At 70.6% G+C, this 24,324-nt stretch carries 17 protein-coding genes and 3 pseudogenes; 6 read left to right on the plus strand and 14 right to left on the minus strand.

What is annotated here, in order from left to right; genetic code table 11:
• Positions 1-77: 77 nt before the first annotated feature.
• The 5 genes and pseudogenes from AC3EVP_RS30580 to AC3EVP_RS30600 all read right to left on the minus strand — a co-directional run.
• On the minus strand, positions 78-1,883 hold the full coding sequence (locus AC3EVP_RS30580) for an adenylyl cyclase (RefSeq protein WP_435135593.1): 1,806 nt from the start codon (positions 1,881-1,883) through the stop codon (positions 78-80).
• 227 nt (positions 1,884-2,110) lie between these two features.
• Complete coding sequence (locus AC3EVP_RS30585) at positions 2,111-3,430, minus strand: PP2C family protein-serine/threonine phosphatase (protein ID WP_435135520.1); 1,320 nt, start codon at positions 3,428-3,430, stop codon at positions 2,111-2,113.
• A gap of 192 nt (positions 3,431-3,622) precedes the next feature.
• Entirely contained in the window at positions 3,623-7,606 is a 3,984-nt protein-coding gene (locus AC3EVP_RS30590) for a GH92 family glycosyl hydrolase (RefSeq protein WP_335980585.1), read from the minus strand.
• A 194-nt stretch (positions 7,607-7,800) separates the two neighbouring features.
• The gene (locus tag AC3EVP_RS30595) at positions 7,801-8,706 is read right to left on the minus strand and encodes a hypothetical protein (protein ID WP_488179835.1); all 906 of its coding nucleotides are present in this window, start codon (positions 8,704-8,706) and stop codon (positions 7,801-7,803) included.
• A 6-nt stretch (positions 8,707-8,712) separates the two neighbouring features.
• Positions 8,713-11,061, minus strand: a pseudogene (locus AC3EVP_RS30600) (GH92 family glycosyl hydrolase); the annotation flags it as partial.
• A gap of 437 nt (positions 11,062-11,498) precedes the next feature.
• On the opposite strand from AC3EVP_RS30600, the gene AC3EVP_RS30605 reads away from it, so the two are divergent.
• Positions 11,499-11,894 (plus strand): RidA family protein, encoded by a 396-nt coding sequence (locus tag AC3EVP_RS30605; RefSeq protein ID WP_435135523.1) that lies wholly within the window; start codon positions 11,499-11,501, stop codon positions 11,892-11,894.
• A gap of 123 nt (positions 11,895-12,017) precedes the next feature.
• On the opposite strand, the gene AC3EVP_RS30610 is transcribed toward AC3EVP_RS30605, so the two are convergent.
• From AC3EVP_RS30610 to AC3EVP_RS30640, 7 genes and pseudogenes are all read right to left on the minus strand, one after another.
• Entirely contained in the window at positions 12,018-12,626 is a 609-nt protein-coding gene (locus tag AC3EVP_RS30610; RefSeq protein WP_435135525.1) for a YdcF family protein, read from the minus strand.
• Positions 12,627-12,846: 220 nt separating this feature from the next.
• Positions 12,847-13,266, minus strand: a pseudogene (locus AC3EVP_RS30615) (transposase); the annotation flags it as partial.
• 16 nt (positions 13,267-13,282) lie between these two features.
• A complete protein-coding gene (locus AC3EVP_RS30620) occupies positions 13,283-13,849 on the minus strand; it encodes a DUF6924 domain-containing protein (RefSeq protein ID WP_435135527.1) in 567 nt (188 codons plus the stop codon).
• Positions 13,850-13,924: 75 nt separating this feature from the next.
• Positions 13,925-14,101: pseudogene (locus AC3EVP_RS30625) on the minus strand (IS5/IS1182 family transposase); the annotation flags it as partial.
• A gap of 150 nt (positions 14,102-14,251) precedes the next feature.
• Positions 14,252-14,911: an NADPH-dependent F420 reductase gene (locus AC3EVP_RS30630; protein WP_435135595.1), complete on the minus strand. Its 660-nt coding sequence runs from the start codon at positions 14,909-14,911 to the stop codon at positions 14,252-14,254.
• A gap of 80 nt (positions 14,912-14,991) precedes the next feature.
• Positions 14,992-15,930 carry an SDR family oxidoreductase gene (locus AC3EVP_RS30635; protein WP_435135529.1) on the minus strand — a complete coding sequence of 313 codons (939 nt, stop codon included), beginning with the start codon at positions 15,928-15,930 and terminating at the stop codon, positions 14,992-14,994.
• Positions 15,931-15,990: 60 nt separating this feature from the next.
• The gene (locus AC3EVP_RS30640; protein ID WP_435135531.1) at positions 15,991-16,611 is read right to left on the minus strand and encodes an NADPH-dependent F420 reductase; all 621 of its coding nucleotides are present in this window, start codon (positions 16,609-16,611) and stop codon (positions 15,991-15,993) included.
• A gap of 232 nt (positions 16,612-16,843) precedes the next feature.
• Here AC3EVP_RS30640 and AC3EVP_RS30645 point away from each other — a divergent pair, with 232 nt between their 5' ends.
• Positions 16,844-17,755 (plus strand): LysR family transcriptional regulator, encoded by a 912-nt coding sequence (locus AC3EVP_RS30645; protein ID WP_435135533.1) that lies wholly within the window; start codon positions 16,844-16,846, stop codon positions 17,753-17,755.
• A gap of 333 nt (positions 17,756-18,088) precedes the next feature.
• Here the strand turns inward: AC3EVP_RS30645 and AC3EVP_RS30650 are convergent, their stop codons facing one another.
• Positions 18,089-18,769, minus strand: coding sequence for a TetR/AcrR family transcriptional regulator (locus tag AC3EVP_RS30650; protein ID WP_335980597.1), 681 nt, complete (start codon positions 18,767-18,769; stop codon positions 18,089-18,091).
• A 101-nt stretch (positions 18,770-18,870) separates the two neighbouring features.
• On the opposite strand from AC3EVP_RS30650, the gene AC3EVP_RS30655 reads away from it, so the two are divergent.
• The gene (locus AC3EVP_RS30655; RefSeq protein WP_435135536.1) at positions 18,871-19,836 is read left to right on the plus strand and encodes an NAD(P)-dependent alcohol dehydrogenase; all 966 of its coding nucleotides are present in this window, start codon (positions 18,871-18,873) and stop codon (positions 19,834-19,836) included.
• Between the two features lie 77 nt (positions 19,837-19,913).
• Here AC3EVP_RS30655 and AC3EVP_RS30660 read toward each other — a convergent pair whose 3' ends face one another.
• Positions 19,914-20,327 carry a DUF2267 domain-containing protein gene (locus AC3EVP_RS30660; RefSeq protein WP_335980600.1) on the minus strand — a complete coding sequence of 138 codons (414 nt, stop codon included), beginning with the start codon at positions 20,325-20,327 and terminating at the stop codon, positions 19,914-19,916.
• Between the two features lie 468 nt (positions 20,328-20,795).
• Here AC3EVP_RS30660 and AC3EVP_RS30665 point away from each other — a divergent pair, with 468 nt between their 5' ends.
• From AC3EVP_RS30665 to AC3EVP_RS30675, 3 genes are all read left to right on the plus strand, one after another.
• Positions 20,796-21,386: a DUF421 domain-containing protein gene (locus tag AC3EVP_RS30665; RefSeq protein ID WP_435135538.1), complete on the plus strand. Its 591-nt coding sequence runs from the start codon at positions 20,796-20,798 to the stop codon at positions 21,384-21,386.
• 166 nt (positions 21,387-21,552) lie between these two features.
• Complete coding sequence (locus AC3EVP_RS30670; RefSeq protein ID WP_335980605.1) at positions 21,553-21,930, plus strand: nuclear transport factor 2 family protein; 378 nt, start codon at positions 21,553-21,555, stop codon at positions 21,928-21,930.
• Positions 21,931-22,359: 429 nt separating this feature from the next.
• Positions 22,360-24,285 (plus strand): GMC family oxidoreductase, encoded by a 1,926-nt coding sequence (locus tag AC3EVP_RS30675; protein WP_435135540.1) that lies wholly within the window; start codon positions 22,360-22,362, stop codon positions 24,283-24,285.
• The last annotated feature ends 39 nt before the right edge of the window (positions 24,286-24,324 follow it).

Genomic DNA, 24,324 nt, shown 5'->3' on the forward strand with positions numbered 1-24,324 from the left:
CGCCCGCGGGCCGCCGGCGCGGAGCGCACCGGCGGCCCGGAACCACACGGATCACACGGATCACACGGCGGCGACCGTCACACGGTCGCGACCCCGTTCGCGTACTGCTTCATGTTGTACGTGCCGAACCCGTTCTCGACCGGGTCCCCGCTGGCGTTGATGCAGTGCAGGATGCCGCCGCCGGCCGCGTCGTTGAGGCAGACCGTCATCAGGTCGGTGAAGACCACCCCGGGGGTGTCGGGTACCTCGTAGGCGCGGTCGGTGTAGATGTTCGCCTCGAGGTTGAAGAAGCAGTAGCTGCCCAGTCCCCAGGCGTGGTGCTCGGTGACCGCGTCGCCGACCTTGTAGGCGGCGTAGCCGTTGGTCCCGCCGTGCACCCAGGCGGACTGGGTGGGCACGTCGTAGGGGTGCTCGTTCTGGAAGAAGTAGGTGCGGCCGTGGTTGCCGTTCCACACCACTTCGTACTTCTGGTAGTGCTCCACGGCCAGCGCGTAGGCGGTGACGTGGTCGCCGTTCACGAGGAAGCCGGTGTCGGCCGGGTTGACCGTCCAGCCGACGGTGCCGTCCAGGCCGTGGTCGGCGCGCCACAGCCACAGGTTGTCGCAGATCACGTCATTGCTGTCGACCTGGACGCTGACGCTCGCGCCGCCGGGCAGCGACCCGCCGATCCGGGCGTAGACGTCGAACAGCGCGGTGGGGTCGGCGTCGTGGCGCAGGCGGCTGCGGCCGTGGCCGACCCGCAGCAGCAGCGGCGCGTGGTCGGAGGCGGCCTCCAGGAGCACCCCGGCCACGGTGACGCCGCCGACGTCGGCGACCTCCACCACGGAGTTGCCGTGCGTGGAGCGCAGGGTGGCCAGGCCCAGGCCGAGCACCACGGTGCCGGGGCGGTCGATCTTCAGCGGCGCGGACAGGGCGTAGACGCCGGGGGTGAGCAGCAGGTGCTGGCCGCGGGAGAGCGCCCGGTTGAGGTCGGCTGCGGTGTCGCCGGGGGTGGCCACGTGGAAGCCGGACAGCGGGATGCTGTGGCCGCGGGCCGGGCCGTGCGCCCAGGTGGTGCCGGTGCTGTCGCGGCGCAGCGCGGGCACGAAGACGTGGTAGCCGCCGTGCCGGTCCACGGTCAGGAACGGCTTCTCCCGCACGGTCGGGGTGCGGTCCACGGTGGTGTAGGGCGGCGTGGGGAAGGACTGGGCGGGGGCGCCCTGGGTGCCGACGAAGACCATGTTCCAGTTGGAGCCGGTCCAGCTGCCGAAGGTGTCGTTGCGCGAGAGCCACTGCTGCTGCGAGCCGGACTCCACCTGGCCGTCCACGACGCTGTCGGCGAGGAAGCCGCCGCTCGACCACTGGTTGCCGGGCGGGCTGGGCCACAGCGTCATGTCGCCCTTGACGTGCACCCGGCGCATCGGGCCGGCCTGGGCCACCGCCCAGCGCTCCAGGCCGTCCGGGGGCGCGATGCTGAGGTTCTCCGCGGCCCGCCAGAAGTTCTGGGTGCCGTTGCCGTCCAGCCACTGGGCGTCCACGGTGACATGGCCGTTGATCAGCACGTCGTCGGGGCTGTCGCCCAGGCCGAGCACATGGGTGTAGAAGCCCACGTTGACGTCGACGTTGTAGGTGCCGGGCTTGAACGCCAGGGCGTAGCGCTCGGTGCCGAACTGGTTGGACTGCTGGGTGGCGAACACCGCGTCGAGCTGCTGCTGGATCGCCGCGTCGCCCATCGACGGGTCGAAGACCAGGACGTTCGCGCCCAGGTCGGTGCCGCCGTGCTGCGCGGCGCCGCCTTGCGTGCCGGGGCCGCTGCCGCGCCCGGGCTGCGCGGCGTGGGCTGATCCGGTGGAGATGCCGCCGGCCAGCGGCACCGCGGCGGCGACTGCCGCCCCGCGGAGCATGGCACGGCGCGTGGGAATGACGGACACGGCTCTCCCTGAAGTGGTGGGAAAAGACGGGCAGGTACGGCACGCCCTGGCCCCGGGCTGCATGAGAGCGCTCTCAGGACGGAAGTGAATCATCGCGGCATTGCAGCGTCAATAAAGCGGACACCACAACTCGACGGGGTGAACCGGGCGTTGGACCAGCCCTTGGAGCGCGCTGGTCAGCGGCGCGGTCGGGCGGGGCGTCAGAGCCGGGTGATCAGCAGGGAGATGTCGTCCTGCTGGCCGGCCGGGTCGGCCATCACGCGCAGCAGGCCGTCGGCGACCTCCTCCGGCGGCAGGGCGCGCAGCGTGCGCACGCCCTCGATCAGGCGGCCGATCCCGGCGTCGATGTCCTCGCCGCGCCGCTCGATGAGGCCGTCGGTGTAGAGCACCAGCAGGTCGCCGTCGCGGTAGTCGGCGGTGGCCTGCGGGCGCGGCACGTGCTCCATGCGCACCCCCAGCGGCGGGTCGGTGGCCTGGTCGAGCAGTTCGCAGCTGCCGTCGGAGTGCACCAGCAGCGGCGGCGGGTGGCCGGCGCTGCTGTACATCAGCAGCCGGCTGCCGGGGAAGAGCTGGCAGGTGAAGGTGGTGGTGGCGACCGCGCCGTCCTGGGCGCGCGCGTAGCGGCCCAGCGTCTCCAGGGCACCGCTGGGGCTGTCGGCGACGCGGATGGCGGCGCTGAGCGCGGCGCGCAGCATGCCCATGACGCTGGCGGCGTCCACGCCGTGGCCGACCACGTCGCCGACCGACAGCGCGAGGCGCCCCTCGGGCAGGTCGACGACGTCGTACCAGTCGCCGCAGGCGTTCATGCCGGTCAGCGCCGGCAGGTAGCGCACGGCGACCTCGGGGTGCGCGGCGAGGTCGGGGGTGGCGAGCATGGCCCGCTGGAGGGTGAGCGCGACGTCCTGGGTGCGTACCGCGGACTCCTGGAGGCGGGCGTTGGCCTGCTGGAGTTCGCGGGCCCGGGTGAACAGTTCGGCGCGCGGCGCCTGTACGGCCGCGTCGTCCGGCGGGGTCTCCTCCCGCGGCGCGGTGTCCTCCTGCGGCGCGGTGTCCTCCCGCGGCGCGGCGTTCTCGCCGTGTGCGGTGTCGGCCGCCCGCTCGGCCCGGACGTACTCGGTGACGTCGTCGACCTGGTGGATGAGCAGGTGGACCTGCCCGGCGGCGTCCCTGACCGGCCGGTTCACCACGTTCCACCAGTGCGGTGCGAACGGGCCGGAGCGGTCGGGATCGGGGATGGTGAAGCGGTGCAGCAGCAGTATGTTGGTGCGGCCCGTGGCGAGCGCGGCCTCCAGGGACTTGCGCTGGACCTCGGCGCCTTGCGAGGCGGGGTCGCCGGGGTCGGGCGGGTAGGCGTCGAAGAAGCGCACCCCCAGCAGGTCGGCCGGGTCGCGGCCGGTGGCGGCGAGGTAGGCGTCGTTGCACGCGACGATCGTCAACTGCCGGTCCAGCACGATGCAGGCCGAAGGCATCGCCGCGAACAGGGCCGCGTAGTCCAGTTCGGCGCCCGCGTCCTCGGCCACCCGCGCCCACCCGCCCTTCCCCGTCCGGCCTGTGTCGTGCCCGCCCGGGCCCGGGCGGCTGCGACGCCAGTCAACCCGGGGGCGGCCCGGCCCGGGTTCAGGCGCACGGGCGGCTCGCCCGGACAGCCGAACGCACAGCGCGGCGCCCCCGCCACGGTCGTGGCGGGGGCGCCGGCTGTCAGCGGGTCCGGGTCAGTGGCCGGTGCCCGTGGAGGTGGCGAGCAGTTCCACCTCGGAGAGCGTGGTGGAGCTGCCGCCGTTGTTCGCGGTCACCACCAGGCGGTAGGACGAGTAGGCGCCGGGGTGGGCGATCTCGAACGGACGGGTCTGCGAGCGGTCGTCGAAGGTCTGGCCGCTGCGGGTGTCCACGGTCTTCCAGTGCTTGCCGCCGTCGGTGGAGCCCTGGAGCTGCCAGCTCTTCGGGTCCTGCGCGGCGGTGCTGCCGGAGGTGAGGGTGTAGAAGGTGGCCTTCTGCTCGGCCGACTTGCCGCTGCCCTGGTAGGCGTAGGTGATCTGCGGCGTCGCGGACGGGAAGGTGACCGCGGTCTTGGAGGTGTTGTCGAACAGGCCGCTGACGTTGGTGCCGTCGGCTGCCGAGGCGGTGCCGAGGTCGGTACCGGTGGTGTCCGCGAGCGGCTTCGGGGTGCTGCCGGCCGCGGTCAGCGAGGTCTGCACGGCGTTGCTGCCGGTGCCCCACGTCGACGGCTTGGCGCCCATGGTGAAGTCGAGCACGGCACCGCCTGAGAGCTGGTCCTGCGTCAGGTACACCTTGTTGTACGGCTTGCCGTTGACCTTCAGCGACTGCACGTAGACGTTGCTGCGGCTGTTGTTCGGGGCGTTGACCGTGATGGTCTTGCCGTTGTCGAGGTGGATCGTCGCCTTGGTGAACAGCGGCGAGCCGATCTCGTAGTTGCCGCTGCCGGTCTGGAGCGGGTAGAAGCCGAGCGCGCTGAAGATCTGCCAGGTCGAGGTGGCGCCGTTGTCCTCGTCGCCGGGGTAGCCCTGGCCGATCGAGCTGCCGGTGAACAGGCGCTGCTCGATCTCGCGGACGGCTGCCTGGGTCTTGGCCGGCGCGCCCGCGTAGTCGTACATGTACGGGATGGCGTAGGAGGGCTGGTTGCTCATGCCCAGCTCGCCCATGCGCACGTCACGGGCCTCGATCATCTCGTGGATGGTGCCGCCGTAGGAGCCGGTGTCGCCCTGGGCGGTCTCCTGCGTGGAGAAGAACGTGTCGAGCTTCTTCTCCATGCTCTTCTGGCCGCCGTACAGCGAGGTCAGGCCGGCCGGGTCCTGCGGGACGGTGAAGGCGTAGTTCCAGCCGTTGGACTCGGTGTACTCGTAGCCCCAGGTCTTGGGGTCGTAGGCGTCGTCCGCGACGCGCCAGGAGCCGTCGGCGTTGCGGCCCTCGAAGAAGCCCACGTTCTTGTTGAAGATCGTGGTGTAGTTCTGCGCGCGGGCCAGGAAGTACGCGGACTCCTCCTGGTAGCGCTCGCGGTCGGCCTTGGAGGTGCCGGGCTGCTTGGCGAGCTTGGCCGCCATGGTGCCGATGCCGTAGTCGTTGACGTAGCCGTCCAGCGACCAGGAGACGCTGCCGTCCACCGAGGTGTTGGTGTAGCCGGTGAAGACGGAGGTGTCGATGCCCTTGCGGCCGGTGCCGGAGTTCGGCGAGACGGTGGTGGCGTTCTTCACCGCGGCCTCGTAGGCGGCCTTGACGTCGAAGTTCGTGACGCCCTTGGCGTAGGCGTCGGCGAAGGCGACATCGGAGCTGGTGCCGGTCATCAGGTCGGCGTAGCCGGGCGAGGACCAGCGGGCGGTCCAGCCGCCGTCCTTGTACTGCTGCACGAAGCCGTCTGCGAGCTTGCCCGCGGTGTCGGACTCCAGCAGCGAGTAGGCCGGCCACTCGGTGCGGTAGGTGTCCCAGAAGCCGTTGTTGACGTACACCTGCCCGTCGACGACCTTGGCGCCGGTCTGGGTGGCGGTGCTGCTGCCCTGCGCGGAGAACGAGCTGGCGTACTGCCACACCGGCTTGGCGTTCGTCCCGGTGTTCTCCGAGGCGGAGTTCGGGTACAGGTTCATCCGATACAGGTCGGAGTAGAGCGTGGTCAGCTGGTCATCGCTGGCGCCCTGCACCTCGACCTTGCCGAGCTTGGCGTTCCACGCCTGCGCGGCGCGGTTCTTGACCGTGTCGAAGGAGGTGCCCTGCGGGATCTCCAGGTCCAGGTTCTTCTTCGCCTGCGCGGCGCTGATGAACGAGGTGGCCACGCGCATGGTCACCACCTTGTTGCCGGAGGTGTCGAACTGCGCGTACCCGGTGACGTTGTCGCGGCCCTGGCCGGTGGTCTTGGTGGCCGTGCCGGGCGTCTGGTCGAACTCGGCGTGGATGTACATCCGGCTGGCGCCGGTGGACAGCCCGCTCTTGTGGTCGGCGTAGCCGTCGAGGGTGCCCTTGGCGGCGTCGAAGGTCAGGCCGCCGCTGTTGTCGATGTTGTCGAAGAGCAGGTCGCCGGTGTCACCGGGGAAGGTGAAGCGCATGATCGCCGAGTGGTCGGCGGGCGCGATCTCGGCCTTGAGGCCGTTGGTGAACGTCACACCGTAGTAGTCGGGCTGCGCCACCTCGTCGGAGTGCTTGAAGGGCAGCGCGCGCTTGGTGCGGTCCAGGTCCGGGGTGCCGGTCGCGGTGGACGGCATCACCTGGAACAGGTCGCGGTCGCCCATCCACGGGCTGGGCTCGTGGCTGATGCCGAACGCCTGGAGCGTGGGCAGGTTGTCGGAGTTGTTCTGCGCGGCGTAGCTGTACTCCCAGCTGTCCGAGCCCGCGTCGGTGACCGGCGTGAAGAAGTTGAAGCCGTTGGGCACCGCGGTCAGCGGCAGGTTGTTGCCGCGGGAGAACGACCCCGAGGAGTTGGTGCCGCGCCGGGTGTCGACGTGGTCGACGTAGCTCTTGGAGGTGTTCGCCGCGGGGGCCGCGCCGATCGTCAGGTCGTCGATCCAGCCCTTGAACTGGGTGGCGGCGCCTTCGGCGTTGCTGCCGGCCGGGTCGTCGTAGCCGAGCAGGATGCGGTCGATGGTCTTGCCCGCGGCGACCTTGCCGACGGTCGCGGCGACCGCGTTCCACTGCGAGGCGTACAGGATCTTCGAGTCGCCCTGCGCGCGCGGGGTGAGCGCCACGCCGTTGACGTCCTGCGCGCTCTTCTTCAGCTGGCTCAGGTAGGTGCCGTCGGTGAAGTGCAGGTCGATCGAGGCGTACGTGCTGGGGTACTTCAGGTCCCCGCCGGTCAGCTCCGGGAAGATGTCGTACGACAGCTGCGTGTCACGCTGCACCGGGATGTGCACGTCGTACAGCTTGTTCCAGGCGTGCACCGCGCCCGAGGCGGTGTGCGTGCCGGCGTACTCCAGCGCCTTGGCGCCGGTGAAGCCGACGTTCGCCTTGATGTCCGGGCCGGAGGACGGGCCGCTGCCCACCTCGGTGGTCATGCCGGAGACCGGGGTCGGCGCGGCCGAGCCGTCGGAGAGGATCAGGTCGGCGAGCTGCGTGGCGCCGGTGGCACCGTTGTTGGCCGTGACGTTCAGCCGGTAGTAGCTGTAGCTACCGGGGTTCGCGACCGTGTAGATCTCGGACTGGTAGCGGTTGGCGAACTTCTGGCCGGTCTCGCTGTCGACGGTGGTCCAGGTGGAGCCGTCGTCGGAGCCCTGGAGCTGGAAGTCCTTCGGGTCGCGGTCGTCGCTGTCGTTCGCCGAGGTGAGGGCGTACTTCTTGACGGTCACCGCGCCCGTCAGCTGGTACTGGAGCCAGCCGGTGGGGGCGAACGTCAGCCACTTGGTGTTGGAGTCCTCGTCGGCGGCCTTGTCGGCCGTCTCGTTGGGCGGGTTGTCGGAGTTCGCCGTGACCTTGGCGATCTTGTCCTTGATGCTGCCGGCCAGCACCGGCACGGTGCCGGCGGTCACACCGGACACCCACGCCTTGCCCTTGGCGTCGGTCTCCGCGGTGCTCGTCCAGGTCGGCTGCGCCTGCCCGGACTCGAAGGACGTGGTGAAGGCCGGGTCGGAGGTGTCGCCCGCGCCGTGCCCGCCGCTGGCGGCGTGCGCGAGGCCGGCGGCCGGCACGGTCAGGGCCATGGACACCGCGGCTGCCAGCAGTGATCTGGCGAGCGTGCGGCGGGATCGGCCACTTCTCATGAGGGTGCTGCCTTTCTGGTTACGGCTCCAGGTGCGTGACCGGCGCCCCGCCCGCTTGCACGGGGGTCGCGGGCGGGCGGGGCACCGGCGGTGGGTGACGGCCGGCCAGGCGTCCTACGGCCGTCGGGTCATGCGGAGCGGAGGGCGGGCGCCCGGCCCGGCGTGGTGACGCCGGGCCGGGCACCGCGCCCCGGTCAGGCGTTGCGGCCGCTGATCGCGTACAGCGCCAGGTTCGTGTTGTCGGGAAGGGTGACGGACTGCGCGGTCCGGCCGCTGTCCAGCGGGACGGTGATGTGCCAGAGGTTGACCGCGACGCCGTCCGGCGCGCCGCTGCTGTTGTAGCGGCTGTCGGCGTGCACCGCGGTGTCCTCGCCCAACCGCGGGGAGGAGGCCGCCCAGTCGGTGGCATTGAGCGCGAACTGGGCGCTGGTGCCGTCGGAGTAGTGCACGGTCGCGGTCGAGGTGACGTCCCCGCCGTGCGCGGAGAGCAGCACGTCCAGCCCGGAGTAGGCGCGCGCGGTCAGGTCGATGGTCTGGCCGTGCGCGGTGACGAAGTTCTTCGCGGTGCCGGAGGTGTCGGGGAAGTCGTAGGCACGGCCGGCCAGCACCCCGGTGCCGGGCGCGGGCATGTCCTCGGCCGGGTAGCTGGTGCCGGTGCCGTCGAAGTCCGCGCCGGGGCCGCCGGAGACGCTGACGCCGTCCACGTCGTACTGCCCGGACAGGTCCTGCGCGCAGTAGCCGCTGGTGCCCTGGCAGGTCGCGCTCGTCACCGACACCGGGATGGTCCGGGTCGCGGTCGGGCCGCCGGCCTGCTTGACCTTCACCGTCACCGGGTAGGTGCCGTCGGGCGTGCCGGCGGGCGCGGAGACGTGCAGCGGCACCACGTGGGTGGCCGGCAGCGACTTCGACACGACCGTGAAGCGGGCGCTCGCCGGGTCCACCTTGAGCGGCTTCGCGGCCGTCACGCTCACCGAGCCGGACACCGTGCCGGGCCCGGACAGCACCGCGGACAGGTCCACCTCGGTGGCGTCGGCGCCGGCGAGGATGCCGGGCGCGGCCGGGGTGGCGGCCGCCGCGGTGTGCCGCCGGTTGTCCTGCACGTGGTCCAGCGCCGGCGGGGCGTCGGAGGCGGCGGTGCCCCAGGACGAGGGCGAGGTGCCGAGCGTGAGCGCGATGTTCTTGCCGGCCTTGATGTCGGCGGTGGTGATGTAGGTGTGCGCCAGCTTCTTGCCGCCGAGGCTGGCGGACTGGATGTAGCGGTTGCTGTCGCTGCTTCCGGGCGCGGTGATGGTCAGCTTCCCGGTCGGGTACGCCGACCGGTCCAGGCTGAGGTCCACCCGGTCGAACAGCGGCGTGGACACGCCCCACTCGTCGGTGCCCGGCGCCATCGGGTAGATGCCGATCGCGGAGAGCACCTGCCAGGCGGACATCGTGCCGAGGTCGTCGTTGCCGGTGACGCCGTTGGGCGCGTTCGTGAACAGCGTCAGCGCGGCGTGCACCACGTCGGTGGTCTTCCACGGCTGCCCGGTGGACAGGTACGTGTACGGGGCGCTCAGGTCGGGCTCGTTCTGCGGGTTGTACTTGTCCTGGTTGTAGTAAGAGTAGGGGCCGTTGACCCACACGTCCCGCGCGGTGCCGGCCGGGTCCTTGAGCAGCTGGTCGTAGGCGAAGAACGAGTCCAGCCGGGAGTTGGCGGCGTCGGTGCCGCCGATCTGGTCGACCAGGCCGGGCAGATCCTGCGGCACCAGCCACATGTACTGCCAGGACGTGCCCTCGTGGAAGCCGACGCTGGAGGCGGGGTCGGTCGGGCCGACGAACGCACCGTCGGTGTCGCGCGCCTGGAAGAAGCCGGTCGCCGGGTTGAGGATGCTGCGGTAGTTCTGGCCGCGGGTCAGGTACTTCTTCGCGTCGGCGGTGTGCCCGAGGTCGCGTGCCATGCCGCCGAGGGCGGCGTCGGCCAGCGCGTACTCCAAGGTCGCGGACGGGCCGTGCTGGTAGTCGTCGTCACCGGGCTTGGTCTGCGGCCGGGTCGGGTCGTAGGGCACGTAGCCGCTGGCCAGGTACTCCGCGTCGGCCTGGCGGTCGGCCGACGGCGAGGAGTCGGGCGCCGCGTGGTCGACGTGCTGCTTCAGCACCCGGTACGCCTCCTCCTCATGGCCCTTCAGCAGGCCCTGCCGGTAGGCGTCCACCAGGAACGGGGTGACCGGGTCGCCGGTCATGATGTTCGTCTCGACGGTGCCGTAGCCCCAGCGCGGCAGCTGGCCGCTCTCGTCGGCCACCCGCAGCAGCGACAGCGCCATGTCCCGGGACTCGCGCGGCGCCAGCAGCGACAGCAACTGCTCCTGGGTGCGGTAGGTGTCCCACAGCGACCAGTTCTGGTAGTAGGTGATGCCGTTCGCGGCGTGCACCTTGCCGTCCCAGCCGGTGTAGCGGCCGTCCACGTCGTCGCCGACGTTCGGCGCGAGGAAGGACCGGTACAGCGACGAGTAGAAGGTGCGCTGCTGCTCGTCGGTGCCGCCGCTCACCCGGATCTGCGCGAGCCGGTCCTGCCACGCCTGCTGGGCGGCGTCGCGGGCGTGGTCGAAGCTGCCGCCGCCCTCGGCGGCGAGGTTCTTCGCGGCGCCGGCCGCCCCGGTCCACGACAGCGAGGTCACCGCGGTGACGCTGCGGTCCTTGGTGGTGTCGAACCGCACGTAGGCGCCGCCGCGGCCGGTGGAGGTGGACTTGGCGCTGCCCGCGGTGACGGTGGCGCCGTTCCAGGTGCCGTAGGAGGCGAAGGGCCGGTCGAAGCGGGTCTCGGTGTAGAGGGTGTACGGCTTGGTGTCCTGGCAGAAGCCGCTGCCGGTGATGGCGGTCAGGACGGTGTGGTCGTCCAGCACGGTCACGGTGCTGGAGGTCACCTTGTGCAGCGCCTGGCCGCTGTTGAGCAGGACGTTGGCCTTGTCGGTGGCCGGGAAGGTGTAGCGCTGCCAGCCGGTGCGGGTGGTCGCGGTCAGCTCGGCGGTGATGCCGGTGCCCAGCTTCACCTGGTAGGAGCCGGGCGACGCGCTCTCGTCGTCGTGGCTGAAGGGGGCCGCGTACACCGCGTCGTCGGTGCTGGTGATGTCGCCGGTGGTGGGCAGCACCGGCAGGTCGCCGCCGAGGCCGCAGCCGACGCCGGACAGGTGCACCGAGCTGAAGCCGAGGATGTGGTTCTGGTTGTAGTCGTAGCCGGTGTTGTGGCCGGTGTCCGGGGAGAGCTGGACCATGCCGAAGGGCACGGCCGCGCCGGGGTAGGTGTTGCCGTCGTCCTGGCTGCCGATGAACGGGTTCACCAGGTGGGTCAGGTCGCCGCCCGCGCTCGTGCTCGCGGTGCCGGCCGACGCCGCCTGGGCCGGGAGGGCCGCCGCGCAGGCCGCGGCGAGCGCGAACACCATCGCGGTGGCCGCTCTTCGCAGCCGCGTCCGTCGGGTCATCGTGTACTCCACTTCTCTGACAACGTTGTCAGCTCTCCATACAGGCCGAGCCTGAGTGAATCCGCGGCGCGGGGCATGCCAAGAATGACTGGAATCCTGGCGACGAAGGGGCGCCGCGTCAAGCGTTCGGGGCCTGACGGGGCTTCAGGAAGGGGGTGTGGGGGTGGCGTCGATAGCGTTTCAGGTCCTCCTGTGAAGGGTTTTCGGCCCTGTTGGGGGGTGGCGGCAGAGCCGTTGGGGAGCGGGGGTTGTGGGGGCCGGGGGTAGGGAAGGGCGGGGGCGCGGGAGGCGCGGCGGCGCGGAAGGCCCAAGGTGCGGGGGCGCCGGAGGCCGCAACTCGGGTCTCCCCGGGGCGCCCTGGGTCTCCCCTGGCCTCCCCGGAGTCGAGGGGGCCGTTTCCCGGACGCCGTCGAGCGGCCGTGGCATGATCGTGAGGCATGGAGCACTTCACCCGCCCCGACGGCGCACCGCCCGTCAACGGCTACAGCCACGCGGTCGCCTTCTCCGGCACGATGGTCGCCGTATCGGGCCAGGTCCCGGCGGACGGCGACGGCAATCCGGTCGGCAAGGGGGACGCCGAGGCGCAGGTCCGGCAGGTCTACGCGAACCTGGCCACCGCGCTGGAGGCGGCGGGCTCCGGCCTGGAGCACGTGGTCAAACTGACGGTCTACCTCACCGACCTGGCCGACCTGGCCGCGTTCCGCAAGGTCCGGGACGAGCACCAGAACGCGGAACACCCGCCCGCCTCCTCCCTGGTGAAGGTCGCCGGCCTGGTGCACCCGGACTTCCGGGTCGAGATCGACGCGCTGGCCGTCGTACCGGGCACGGCCTGACGGACCGTATCCCCGGGCCGCGCCGCGGGGTTCGCCGCGGCCGCACCTGCGCGGAGGGGCTCGCGGGGGGCGCCGCACAGGACCGGGGCGTCGTAGGCCCGGCGGCGACCTAGCAGCGGCTTCCTACGACGCGGCCTTCCGCTCCTCGGCCGTGAGTCCGCGAAGTGCCCACAGCCCGTACAGGCCCAGCAGCGGTTTGCCGAGCAGCCACTCACCGGGTCGGTAGTCATCCGCCCGCACGAGCCGCTCGGCGAGATCGGGGCGCCGGCGTCGCAGATACGCCCGCGCCTTGAGCGCGTGCGCCGGCTGGGAGACGATCTTGATGCGGTCGACATCCTCCAGCAGCGGGATCACTTTCGTGATGTTCTCCCAGGTCGTCGTGCTCCGGTCTTCGAGGAGCACCGTGCCGTCGAACCCGAGCACCGAGGTCGCGTAGTCGGCCATCAACTGGGCCTCGGCGGTGGGGCCGACGGCCGCACCACCGCTGAAGATGACGCGCGTTTCCCGCGCACCGCCCGCGTCGACGGAGCGAATTCCGGCGCGAACGCGCCAGCGGTTGACGAAGTTCGCCGTCGGCCGCCGGTTCCGGTAACCCAGCACGACCACGGCTTCGGCCCCGCCCCCGCCCCCGCCGACCCCCACCAGGGCCCGCGACCAGCGGCAGTTCACCCACTCACCCCAAGCCAGCACCGCAGCGGCCCCGCCCAGCGCGAGCCCCGTCCTCCCTCGCATGTGCCGACTCTAGTACTCCAGCCCGTAGATCAAGGTCTTCGTAGTGGGGGTCTGCCGGGCGACGGCAGCGGTCGGCCTGGGCTGGCTGGCTGAGGCGAGTTGGCGCGAGAGGAGTTCGCCGAGCCGCCCGGCGACCCCACCAACTCGTCGCCGTCCCCGACATCCGCCAGGGTCGACGGCTGAACCCGCTCCAGCAACATCGCGGACCGCTCGTCGTCGCGCTCACCATCGGGACACCCTGGCGTTCGCAGATCCGGAGGATCTTGTGGGTGCGGGCGGCTGTCAGGTCGTGGGTCCGACCCGGCACTGCCGGCGACAGCCAGAGGATCTCCCCGGCCTGGTCGGCGACGACCTGCACGTTCACCCCATGCCGTCGGTGTTTCGAGGAGTAGTCCGCCTTGCCGTCGTGGACGCGATCACACTCTGCGAGGGTGCCGTCCAGGAGGACGCAATCCGGGTCCCTCTCGCGCAGCGTCTTCAGCAGGCCCGGTGCCTACTCGGCGAGCAGGGTGGCGACCGCGGCGACGTAGGCGTGGGTGGTGCCGACGGATATCCCGAAGACTCTGGCGATCCGGGCGAGAGTCTCGTGACGACGCAGGTACACGAGTGCGACCAGGGCACGTTCGTGCGGCGGGACTTTGAATCAGCCCTGGGTACTACGACTGCCAGGGCGCGGCACGGTCAGTTGGCGCCCCCTTTGCTCTGTTAATCTGACGGAACTTCTCAAATATCTCCGTGCCTGGCCCCGCCGCATGTATCCCGATTTCCGACCAAGGGATATCACTGAACTCGACGAAAGACAGATTGCCCAGCTGATCGTTTACTTCAATGTTGGCCACTTGTAGGGCCGGAACGCGGAACGGTGCGAAGCGATCGAATCCGTACACGCTGATGTCAATGCCGAGCAGACGCAGATCGTCAGAGGCGTAGGTTTCTGCGTCGACCAGGTAGAGGTGGTCGTACGGCAGATCATGGCCTGTATCGGGGGCGGCGGCGAGTACCGCATCAGGCAGTATTTCTTGATACTCGGCCTGGTCGATCAGGGTGATGTGTGAAATAGCCTGCTCGTAGTCGGAAACTTTCTGTGAGTCCTCGGTGTAGGTGATGGGCGTTTCCATGGCTTGCATCAAAAGCGCCCAGCCGGCAGCATCGTTGAATTCGGTCCGGATGACAGGGGCGGTCTCAGTTCGGGGCAGGTGCACCGATCGCCGGTTATGATCCACGCCCCCACTCTACGGGCGTGCAGTGCGACCGTAAAGGGAATTGACTATTTGCTCAACATTGAGCGTTTTCAGCGTTGCTTCCTGGGCGTACGGATGGCCGTTGCGAAGGTAGGCGAGGGTGAGCAGAGCTTGCCGCCCCGGGCTCAGACGCCTCCACCGAGTGCCGAGCTCCCGGCGGTGCTGGCGGAGCCTGGCGGACAAGAAGCGAAGGGAAGAGCTGGACACGTCGACGCCCGACGGGTAGACAAGCACACGAAGCCCCTGGTGGAGACGGATTTCTTGGTCGAAAACCCATCTACCAGGGGCTTCACCTGTCTGCCAGCCCAACTGACCTGCTCAGATGCCAGGTTGGAAAGGGCTCAGTGTCGGATTCGATGTTGTCGGGCCCGCGCCGACTTGCGGTTACCGCGTCGCGGTGGCCAGTGCCGCGCGGATGGCGTCCTCGCTGACCGGCCGGCCCTTCTCGTTCGAAGCCGGCCCGTACGGAGTCCCCCACACCGGCGTGTCCGTCGCCTGCCGCCAGCTGTCGGCCAGCGGTCCCGCGTCCACCACGCTGTACCCGATGGATTCGATGAATTCGGTCACCGCCGCCTTCGCCGGCGCGCAGTCCCCGGCGATCGGCAGGTAGGAGCGGTCGGCCGCCCCCGCCGGGCGGGCGAGTGACAGCAGGTGCTTGAAGAAGATGTTGTTGAACGCTTTCACGAGCATGGCGTCCGGGATGTACCGCAGAAGCAGCTCGCTCGAGGTCAGCGACTTGCTGTCGAGCTCGGGGATATGCCCGTCACGCTCGGGGCCGTAGTTGCACGTGTCGATGACCGTCTTCCCGGCCAGTGGCGCGGCAGGCACGTTGGGGAAGGCCTTGACCGGCACCGAGACCACGACGATGTCACCGGCCGCCGCGGCCTCCCCGCTCGTCGCCGCGGACGCCCGCGGCCCCAGTTCCGCGGCCGTGTCCGCGAGCGTTTCGGGACCGCGCGAGTTGCTGAGCACGACCTGGTGCCCGGCCTCGACGGCGAGCCGCGCGATCGTACTGCCGATGTATCCGCTTCCGATGAATCCCACCGTCGTCATATTCTCAGCATCCCTCCAGAAGAGCCGAACCCTTGTTATTTTCCGGCTCGTTGCGATTCGCGTACCCGCCGTCAGCCGGCGGAGAAGTAATGTCCGTTGTCCAAATCGGCGAGCAGGCTGGGTTGAGCGGGTTCCCAGCCCAGGGTCCGGCGGGTGATGTGGTTGGACGCCGGGTAGTTCTGCGTGACGATGTTCGCGAGGAACCCGAAATATCCTGGCACCATCAGGACGTCCGCGGGAATGCTCACGGCGGGCAGGCCCAGACGGCCCCCGATGGCCTCGGCGATCTCGCGGAACGGGATGGCCCCGTCCCCGACCGCGTGCCAGTACTTGCCGGCGGGCCCCTTCTCCAGCGCCAAGCGGAACAAGGAGGCGACGTCGCGGATGTGCACGGCGTTCCACAGGTTCGCGCCGTCGCCGGGGTAGCCGACGACGCCCTTCTCCTTCGCGAGCGCGATCAGCGTGGGGAGGAAGCCGGTACGGTCGGTCGTGCTGTGCGCGATGTTGGCAATCCGCACGACCGAAGACCGCACTCCCCGCTCGGCGAGGCCGATTACGGCGGTTTCCACGACGTTACGAACCCGCAGGGTGCCCTTGTACTCATCGCCGCCGGGAAGGGCCGGGTCCTCCTCGGTGGCCGGCCGGCCCAGGTGCTGCCCGGGCGAGCCGATGCTCCCCGCTGCGACCAGCGGCTTTCCGGTTCCCGCCAGTGCCTCGCCGTACGCGAGCATGACCGGGAGCTCCGCGGCGGCCACGGCGTCGATCCCGCCGGACGGAAGCAGGTCCTGCCTGTGCGCGACGTGGATGACACCGTCGGAGTCCGCGGCCGCCTCCTTGAGCCCGTCGAGATCCTGGAGGTCGCCGCGGCGCACCTTCGCGCCGAGCGCGGACAGCGCCGCCGCTGCTGTGTCCGATCGGGCCAGGCCGGTGACCTCGTGCCCGGCGGCGATGAGCTCGGGGACGATGTACGAACCGGAATGGCCGGTCCCGCCAGTGACGAAAACGCGCATGCTACTGGTCCTTGTGATTGATATATCGATAGGGCGCGAGAAGTGGTGGTGCGGGCGCGCTCAGGCAGACGTGTTGACGCCGAGGGTGAAGTCGAAGCTCCCCACGCCATTGCGGCCCAGGCCGATCATCACCAGGCCCGTTCCCTCCAGCCAGCGCGCCATGGCCAGGGGGCCGGTGTCCATCGGCTTCAACCCGAGGCTCTTGATGAACGCCGACACCGTCGCCTTGGCCTCGGCGTCGTCGCCGGCGATGAGCACGTCCAGCGGGCTGCCCTGCGCCAGCATGTGGCCGAAGACGGTGTTGAACGCCTTCACGACGTGCGCGCCGGCCGGGGCGGCCTTCGCGATCTCCTGGGCGCCGGAAGTGCCGTCGGGGGTGACAAGGCCCTGGGAATCCGGGGAGACGGGGTTGGTGATGTCGATGATGACCTTGCCCTGTAGTGCGTCCCCGTACTCGCTCACCACCGCCACCGCGCTGGCGTACGGCACGGCAAGGACAACGATGTCCCCGGCCGGGGAGGCGCCGGCTGTCCCGACAGTGGCGCCGCCGAGCGCTGCGGCCGTTTCCTTGGCTTTGACCGGGTCGCGGCCGATGATCTCGACGGCGTTGCCGCCGGCGAGCGCCCGGTCGGCCAGGGCGCCGGCCATGTTCCCCAGACCGATAATGCTGATGCTGCTCACTGGTGTGCCTGCTTTCTGAAGCCGGATAAAACGCGATGGACGCCACTCAGTTCCCGATACGACCATTCCGAGCCTGCGCCCTGCTACCAATCCCCCGTATCGAATTCTTGTGCCGAATTCGCTTCGCCCCCCATTGGGTACGTATTCAGGCTGCCATTGGCCTGAGTAGGTGTCCAATACTTCCTTCAGTCGGGGTGATACCTTGGAGGCATCACCGGACCGGGAGGGCGCCATGGATCTGGATCTGCGCAAACTGCGCTACTTCGTCGCCGTGGCCGACCAGTTGCACTTCGGCCGCGCCGCCGATGAACTCCATATCGCGCAGCCGGTGCTCAGTCGACAGATCCGCGCGCTCGAGCAGGACCTCGGCGCCTCGCTGTTCACCAGGGATCGCCACGGCGTAACGCTGACCGACGCGGGCCGACAACTGCTGACCGACGCCGGTCCGCTGCTGGCCTCCGCGCACGCCGCCCGCCGCCGGGTGACCGTGGCCGCGCGGGGCAGCCAGCGGCTGATGGTCGGCTTCCGGGCCGGCATCGCGGTCGCCCCGGCGGTACAACTGTTCGCCGCCCGGCACCCGGACGTTCTGGTGGACGTGCAGCGGATCGAATGGGACGACCAGGCCCCGATGCTGCTCGACGGCCGCATCGACGTCGGCTATGTGCGGCTGCCCATAGAGGAAGCCGGCCTGCGCGTCGCCCCGCTCTACGCCGAGCCGCGGGTGGCGGTGCTGCCCGCCGGCCACCGATTGGCCGGCAAGGAAAAAGTATCCGAGACCGACCTGGCCGGTGAGCCGCTGGTCTGGCATGCCGACCCGAGCACGCAGCCCACCAGGCGCCCGCACCCTGACGCCGGGTACCTGGCGCGCGGGGTGGACGAGACGCTCGAGCATGTCGCGGCCGGCCGGGGCATCTCGTACCTGGCCCGTTCGGCGACCGTGTTCTACTCGCATCCGGACGTCACGTATGTGCCCGTCCCGGATCTGGCGCCCGACCAGGTGTGCCTCGCGGTGGCGGCATCACGCGTCTCGCCGGTGGTCAACGACTTCTTCACCGCGGCTCAGGCGGCAGCCGAGATCACGGCAGAATGTGGGAACTATGAAATGTGGCAGCGCAGGGGCGATGCCGTTGCCGAGCACGGTTGAGCAGTTCGGGTGACAACAGCAGCGCCGACAAGGAGCACACGGCCGCTCATCCGCGCCTGACCGGCATGTCCCACGACGACCAGACGCCCGCGGCCACGCGGCGACAGCCCCCGGGACGCTTCAGTCACCGACTCAGTCACCGACGACCTCGCGCCGGGTGCATCGTCAACGGCCGCGGTGGCCTTTCCCGCGCGTCGCCCGAAGATCGTCACGAAGGCGCCCTCGTTCAGCAATCGGTCGGCGATCGCGGCGTCGCGTCGCGCGGGACGGGATCACCGCGGCGGACGGCCCGGGCAAGGCCCCGATGTGCCCTGCCGCAGGCAGCGCTTCCTGTCAGGCCCTGCGGGACCGCTGCCCCTGGGGACTGTCAGCTGCCATCGGGAAGCTGCGCAGGGTCAGCGCACTCGGCGGGGGCAGCGGTTCGCCGGCCGGGTCGGCGCGGAACGACTGGAGCACATACGCCACCAGGCGCCGGGACGCCGCACCGTCATCCGGTAGCGCGGTCACCAGACCGCAGTGCGCCAACAGGACCACGGCGAGGTCGGACGGGTGGAAATCGGCCCGCAGCGCGCCCGACGCCTGGGCCCTGCGTACCAGGGTCGTGAAGTCCCGCTCGGCGCGTTGCCGGTACTGCGCGTGTTCCGACGTGCTGTCCGGGAAGGCCGCGACGAACGCGGCCGGGAACCCGCGTTCCTCCCGTTGCAGGGCGCAGACCGTCTCGACCAGGTGCTGGAAGCCCTGCCACGGGTCGGGGGCGGCCAGCGCCTCGGTGAGCGCCCGCGCGCAGGTCTCCATCTGCTGCGCGAACGCGCCTCTCACCAGGGCGTCCCGGGTCGGGAAATGCCGGTACAGCGTCGCCACGCCGACCCCGGCCCGCCGGGCCACGGTCGCCATCGGGGCGTCGATCCCGTGCTCGGCGAAGACCGCACGGGCGGCGACGAGGACCCGCTCCCGGTTGCGCCGGGCGTCCGCCCGCACCCCGTCCCGGGCTGTGATCCGAGAGGATTCCGCCATCACTGTCTCTCGCTTCCGGTCCAAGCGGACGATTGCGTCCACTTGAGAGCTTACGGTCGGTGCCACATCCCCGTACGGCCCCCGGCGGCAAAGGCAGAACGATGACCGACCGCATGATGAAGGCAGTGCTCTACGACCGCTACGGCGGCCCCGACGTGCTCTACACGGGGCGCGTGCCCATCCCTGAGCCGGCCCCCGGGGAGGTCCTGGTGAAGGTGCGCGCGTTCAGCGTCAACGGCGGCGAACTGGCGGTCCGCGCCGGCCGCCTCCGCCTCCTGAGCGGCCGGAAGTTCCCCAAGCGCGTCGGCCTGGACTTCACCGGCGAGGCCGCCGCGATGGGGGCCGGGGTCACACGGTTCGCGGCCGGCGACCGCGTATGGGGGGTCTTGGGCCGCGCCTCCGGGTTCGGCAGCGCCGCCGAGTACGTGACCGTACCCGCCGAGCGGGTCGGCCGGGTCCCCGACGGCCTTGACCTGGTGGATGCCGCCGCGCTGCCGGTGGCCACCACGGCCGTCACCGCGCTGCGGGACAAAGCCCGGCTGCGCCCCGGCGAACGGCTCCTAGTCCGGGGCGGGGCGGGCGGTGTCGGCAACGCCGCCGTCCAGCTCGGACGGGCGTACGGCGCAGAGGTCACGGCGCTGGCCCGCGCAGCCAACCTCGACTTCGTCCGCGGGCTCGGCGCGCACAAGGCCGTCGACCACCGGACCGTGCGGCCGGCGGAGTTGGGCCGCTTCGACGTGGTCGTGGACACCGCGGGGACCGACCTGGGGGCCTTCCGGCGGCTGCTGAATCCCGGCGGGCGCATGGTCACCATCGCCTTCGACCTGGAACGGCCCGCCGCGTCGCTCGGCTACCTCGCGGCCAGCACGGTCCACGGACACGGCCGGGTGCGCTTCTTCAGCGGCAACCCCACGCAGGCGGACTTCGACGACCTCGCCCGCCATGTGGTCGAGGGCAGGCTGCGCCCCGCGGTGGACACGGTCTTCCCCCTGGAGGAGACGGCAGCGGCACACCAGGCGCTGGAGGCGGGCGGCGTCCAGGGCAAGTACGTGGTCAGGGTCGCGTAGGGCGATTTACGGGCCCGCGGTCCCCACGACGGGTTCGGACCGCGGCGGGCCCCCGCTTGTGGGCCCCGGCCCCGTGCTCAGGCGCGGCCCGAGGGGAGGAGCGGTGCGAAGTCCGCTGACAGGTCGGCGGTCACCTTGTCCATCAGCTCCGGGGACAGCGCGCCGTCCAGCACCTCCAGGACGGCGCCCGTGTCGCGCAGCGCCGCGTCGTCCGGCACGCCGGCCCGCCCCGCCACCCGTCCGGCGAAGACCGGCAGGTCGAACTTCTCCCCCGAGCCGCGGTCGCGCCCTTCCCCGACCGCGTCCTGCGCGGCCGTCCGCAGGCAGACCGCCAGGTCGGGCGGCAGTTGCGCGGCGACGTGCCGGGCCAGTCCCGGGGAGACGCGTTCGCCGAGGGTGCGCAGGACCGCCGTGGCCGCGCGTTCGGCGGACCCCCGGTCCGGCAGCTGGGCGAGCGCCTGCACCTTGCCGATGATCTGGTCGTGCTGCATCGATCCTCCCTCGGTCGCCGGGTGCGGGCCCTGCGCCGATCCGCAGGGCGTACGGGCACCCGCGGTGCCGACCCGCACGGGGGGCACGGACCGGACGTACGTACACCCTGCGGGTACCCATACCGCGGGGACCTATCACGCGCGTACCGACGGTCCCGCCGGGGCGACCCGCGCGCACCGGGCGAAGTCGCGTGTCCCGGCGCCGGGCGGAGGTACCCGCAGGGGGTACGGGGCCGGCCCCCGCCGGTGCCGCGGGTGGGGTCGTACGGCCCGGACCCGCGCCGCATGGCCGCACAGGTCGCCCGGACCGGCCCCGCCGGCGGCTGGTGGAGCCTGGCGGACCCGCGCCTGGGGCGCTGACCGCCGCGCGGTCGTTGCCCGCCCGCGCGGGGTGCAGCAAGCTGTCCACCCCGGGGGCGCCCTGCTCCCGGGGCGGACACGGCCCAACCGGCGCGAGGGGACACGACGTTGATCTGGCACGACCTGTGGAACATGCAGATCCCGGCCTCGGAGAAGGTCCTGCGCACCGTGCTGGTCTACATCGGGCTGGCGGTGCTGCTGCGGGTCGCCGGCAAGCGCGACCTCGCCCAGCTCAACAGCTTCGACCTGGTCGTGATGCTGCTGCTGTCCAACGTGGTGCAGAACGCGGTCATCGGCAGCGACAACAGCCTCGCGGGCGGCCTGCTCGGCGCGGTCGTCCTGGTCGCGCTCAACTCCCTCATGGTCCGTCTGGTCAACCGCTTCCCGCGGCTGGTCCGGATCTTCGAGGGACGCTCCACCGCGCTGATCCGCGACGGCCAGGTGATCTCGAAGTCCCTGCACCGGCTCGGGCTGCGCCGGGCCGACGTCGTGGCCGCCTGCCGCCGTCAGGGCGCCGACGACATCGGCGAGATCACCGACGCCACCCTCTCTCCCGGCGGCGCGCTGGTGGTCACGCTCGACAAGAAGTACCGCGACGCCACGATCGACGACGTGCGGCGCGAGAACGATCTGCTGCTCACCCGGATAAGGGCCGAACTCACCGCGTTCGAGGCCCGGATCACCACCCAGGGCTCCTAAGGCCGCGCCATGCGCGGCGGGTTCGCTCGACCGACTCGGCCGACTCGGCCCACTCGGCCGACCTGGGGCCCCGCCGCGGCGAAGGCCGTGCTTCCGCGACGCGGGTGGGTGATCGGAAAGCGGCTCGCGGGTCGAGCGGGCGCGAGGGGTCTGGTATCACTGGGGCATGCAGGAAGAGACCGCATGCTCCGCGATCGACACGTTCATCTCGGCGTTCAACGCCTCGGACGACAACTATGTGGCGGACCTGCTGTCCCAGGCCCTGACCTCGGACGTGGTCTTCTGGGGGCCGTTGGGTCGCAGCGAGGGGATCGAGGCGGTCGAGCGGTTCGTGCTGGACATCCGGCGCCACCCGGCGGGGACCGGCACGATGGTGCGCTGCTCGGCGGTGGACATGCCGGACGAATGGGCCCGGTACCAGTGGGTCTTCACCACGCCTGACGGAGGCCCGCGGCTGGCGGGAACGGACGTCGTCCATCTGCGGCGCAGCCTCATCGACCAGGTCATCGTCTTCGCGGGCGAGATCGAGACGTTCGCCTCCTGAACCGTCCCTCGGCCGGGGTCCTTTCGGAGCCGACCCGGAGAACGCCTCGCCGATTACGCCCGAAAGGTGGGTTTGCCGGCAAGACCGGCTGTGGCGGCCCGGAATGACAGCGACATATGCAACCCTCGGCATGGAGGCCATTCCCGCGATCCCCAGGGAACCATGCGATAAGCGGCCGCAGTTGGCGGCGGGACCCACTGGGGAACACGGGAAGCCCTCAGCGGCTCATCGGTGGGCGCCGCGATGCCTTCTTGCGTCGGTTCGCCGGCCCGAACCCGGATTTCGGGCTGGTTCCCTTTTGCCAGTGGCAGCAGTGCCCCTTCGACAGTCGCGAAACCGCCATCCGTTCCGGCGGCCGGTGGAATCTGCCATCGGGCTGTTCGGCCCGTAATCGGGGTGCGGCCACCCCAGACGCGACAAGGGGCATCAATGACGTCTTACGACGATACGGATTCGGTGATCTTCCCCGCCGGTGCCGCGACGCAGACCAGCGCCGCAGAGGCGGCGCAAGGCGAGTGGGATGCCGTTGTCGTCGGTGGCGGCATGGCAGGTTCCATCGTCGCCGAGCAGTTGGGCCAGGCGGGCTACCGGGTGGTGATCCTGGAAGCCGGCCCCGGCAAGGACCTGGACCTCGCCGAGTACGAGTCGTACCTGTCGCGGTTCTACGGCGCGGTCGTCAAGGACAACCAGTCTCCGTACCCGTTCAACCCGAACGCCCGGATGCCCAGGAGCACCGACACCATGCCGGTGGGGCCGGAGACGCCCCAGGACGAGTTCTACCTCGTGCAGGAGGACCCGTACTGCACGGACACCACCTTCACCCGGGTCCTCGGCGGCACCTCCATGCACTGGGAGGGGAAGGCGCTGCGCATGCTGCCCGAGGACTTCGACCTGCGCACCAAGTACGGCCAGGGCCTCAACTGGCCGCTCAGCTACGACGACCTGGAACCGTACTACCGGCAGGCCGAGGCCGAACTGGGCGTCGCCGCCGAAGTCGAGGACCAGGCCTACCTGGGGATGCACTTCCCGAAGGGATACGTGTTCCCGATGCACCGCATGCCGCTGTCCTATCTCGACCAGACGGTCGCCCGGGGTGTGGACGGCATGCGGGTCACTCTGGCGGACGACGAGTACGCCCTGCGGGTGCGGAGCTTTCCCCAGGCCCGCAACGGCGTGCCGAACCCGGCGTACGACGGCGGCAAGGGCTTCGTCCCGGTCGGCGCGGTGAGCACGAACCAGGTGGAAGAGGGCGAGCGCTGCCAGGGCAACACCAACTGCGTGCCGATCTGCCCCGTGCAGGCCAAGTACCACGCGGGCAAGACGCTGGCCAAGGCGCTCCGCAAGGGCAACGTCACGATCGTGACGCAGGCCGTCGCCTCCAAGGTCGAGGTCGACGGGGATGACCAGCGGGTCACCGGGATCACCATCAAGAACTACGACGCGCTCGATTCCGGGGAGTACACGGAGTACACGGTGAAGGGCGCCGTCTACATCCTGTGCGCGCACGCCATCGAGAACGCCCGGCTCATGCTCGCCTCCGACATGCAGCGGATGAGCCGCAGCAAGCTGATCGGCCGCAACCTGATGGACCACGCGTACCTGCTGTCCTGGGGCCTGCTGCCCAAGCCCGCCGGCACCATGCGGGGCACCTCCTGCACCGGTGGGATCACCGACCTGCGCGGCGGGCGGTTCCGCGGCACCCAGGCCGGCTTCGGCGTGGACATCCACAACGACGGCTGGGGCTGGGCGACCGGCTCGCCCTACACGGACCTGGTCGAGTTCGTGGACCAACGGGGCCTGCGCGGGGCGGAGTTGCGCAGGACCCTCGGGGACCGGATCTCCCGGCAGCTGCTGCTGGCCTTCATGATCGACCTGCTGCCCGACAGGAACAACACGGTCACCGTGGACGAACGGTACAAGGACGCCATCGGCAACCTGAAGCCGGTCGTGTCGTTCACGATCCCGCCCTACACCATGCGGGGCGCCGCGTTCGCCCGCAAGCTCGCGACCGACATCTTCGACAAGCTCGGCGCCGAGGACCGGACCGTCTACCACAAGGACCGCTACAGCGCCGTCGAGCACGAGGGCCAGTGGTACAACATCGTGGGCGGCAACCACCTGGCAGGCACCCACATCATGGGGACCGACCCGGCGAACTCCGTGGTCGACCACACCCAGCACTCGTGGGACCACGACAACCTCTACCTGGTCGGACCCGGCAGCCTGCCCTCGATCGGGACGTCCAACATCAGCCTGACCATGGCGGCGCTCGCCTTCCGCAGCGCGGGCCACATCGTCAGGTACCTGCGTGCCGCGAAGGCGCCGGCCGTCGTCGGCAGCCGGACGGCTCGCTGACCGGCGTACCGGACGCGGTACCGCGTACCACCCACCCAC

The organism is Actinacidiphila sp. bgisy144, assembly GCF_057708105.1.

Coding starts and splice junctions, on each gene's coding strand:
- AC3EVP_RS30580 (WP_435135593.1), bottom strand. CDS start 1,883: ATGCTCCGCGGGGCGGCAGTCGCCGCCGCGGTGCCGCTGGCCGGCGGC.
- AC3EVP_RS30590 (WP_335980585.1), bottom strand. CDS start 7,606: ATGAGAAGTGGCCGATCCCGCCGCACGCTCGCCAGATCACTGCTGGCA.
- AC3EVP_RS30605 (WP_435135523.1), top strand. CDS start 11,499: ATGGAGCACTTCACCCGCCCCGACGGCGCACCGCCCGTCAACGGCTAC.
- AC3EVP_RS30610 (WP_435135525.1), bottom strand. CDS start 12,626: ATGCGAGGGAGGACGGGGCTCGCGCTGGGCGGGGCCGCTGCGGTGCTG.
- AC3EVP_RS30635 (WP_435135529.1), bottom strand. CDS start 15,930: ATGCGCGTTTTCGTCACTGGCGGGACCGGCCATTCCGGTTCGTACATC.
- AC3EVP_RS30645 (WP_435135533.1), top strand. CDS start 16,844: ATGGATCTGGATCTGCGCAAACTGCGCTACTTCGTCGCCGTGGCCGAC.
- AC3EVP_RS30650 (WP_335980597.1), bottom strand. CDS start 18,769: ATGGCGGAATCCTCTCGGATCACAGCCCGGGACGGGGTGCGGGCGGAC.
- AC3EVP_RS30655 (WP_435135536.1), top strand. CDS start 18,871: ATGACCGACCGCATGATGAAGGCAGTGCTCTACGACCGCTACGGCGGC.
- AC3EVP_RS30660 (WP_335980600.1), bottom strand. CDS start 20,327: ATGCAGCACGACCAGATCATCGGCAAGGTGCAGGCGCTCGCCCAGCTG.
- AC3EVP_RS30670 (WP_335980605.1), top strand. CDS start 21,553: ATGCAGGAAGAGACCGCATGCTCCGCGATCGACACGTTCATCTCGGCG.
- AC3EVP_RS30675 (WP_435135540.1), top strand. CDS start 22,360: ATGACGTCTTACGACGATACGGATTCGGTGATCTTCCCCGCCGGTGCC.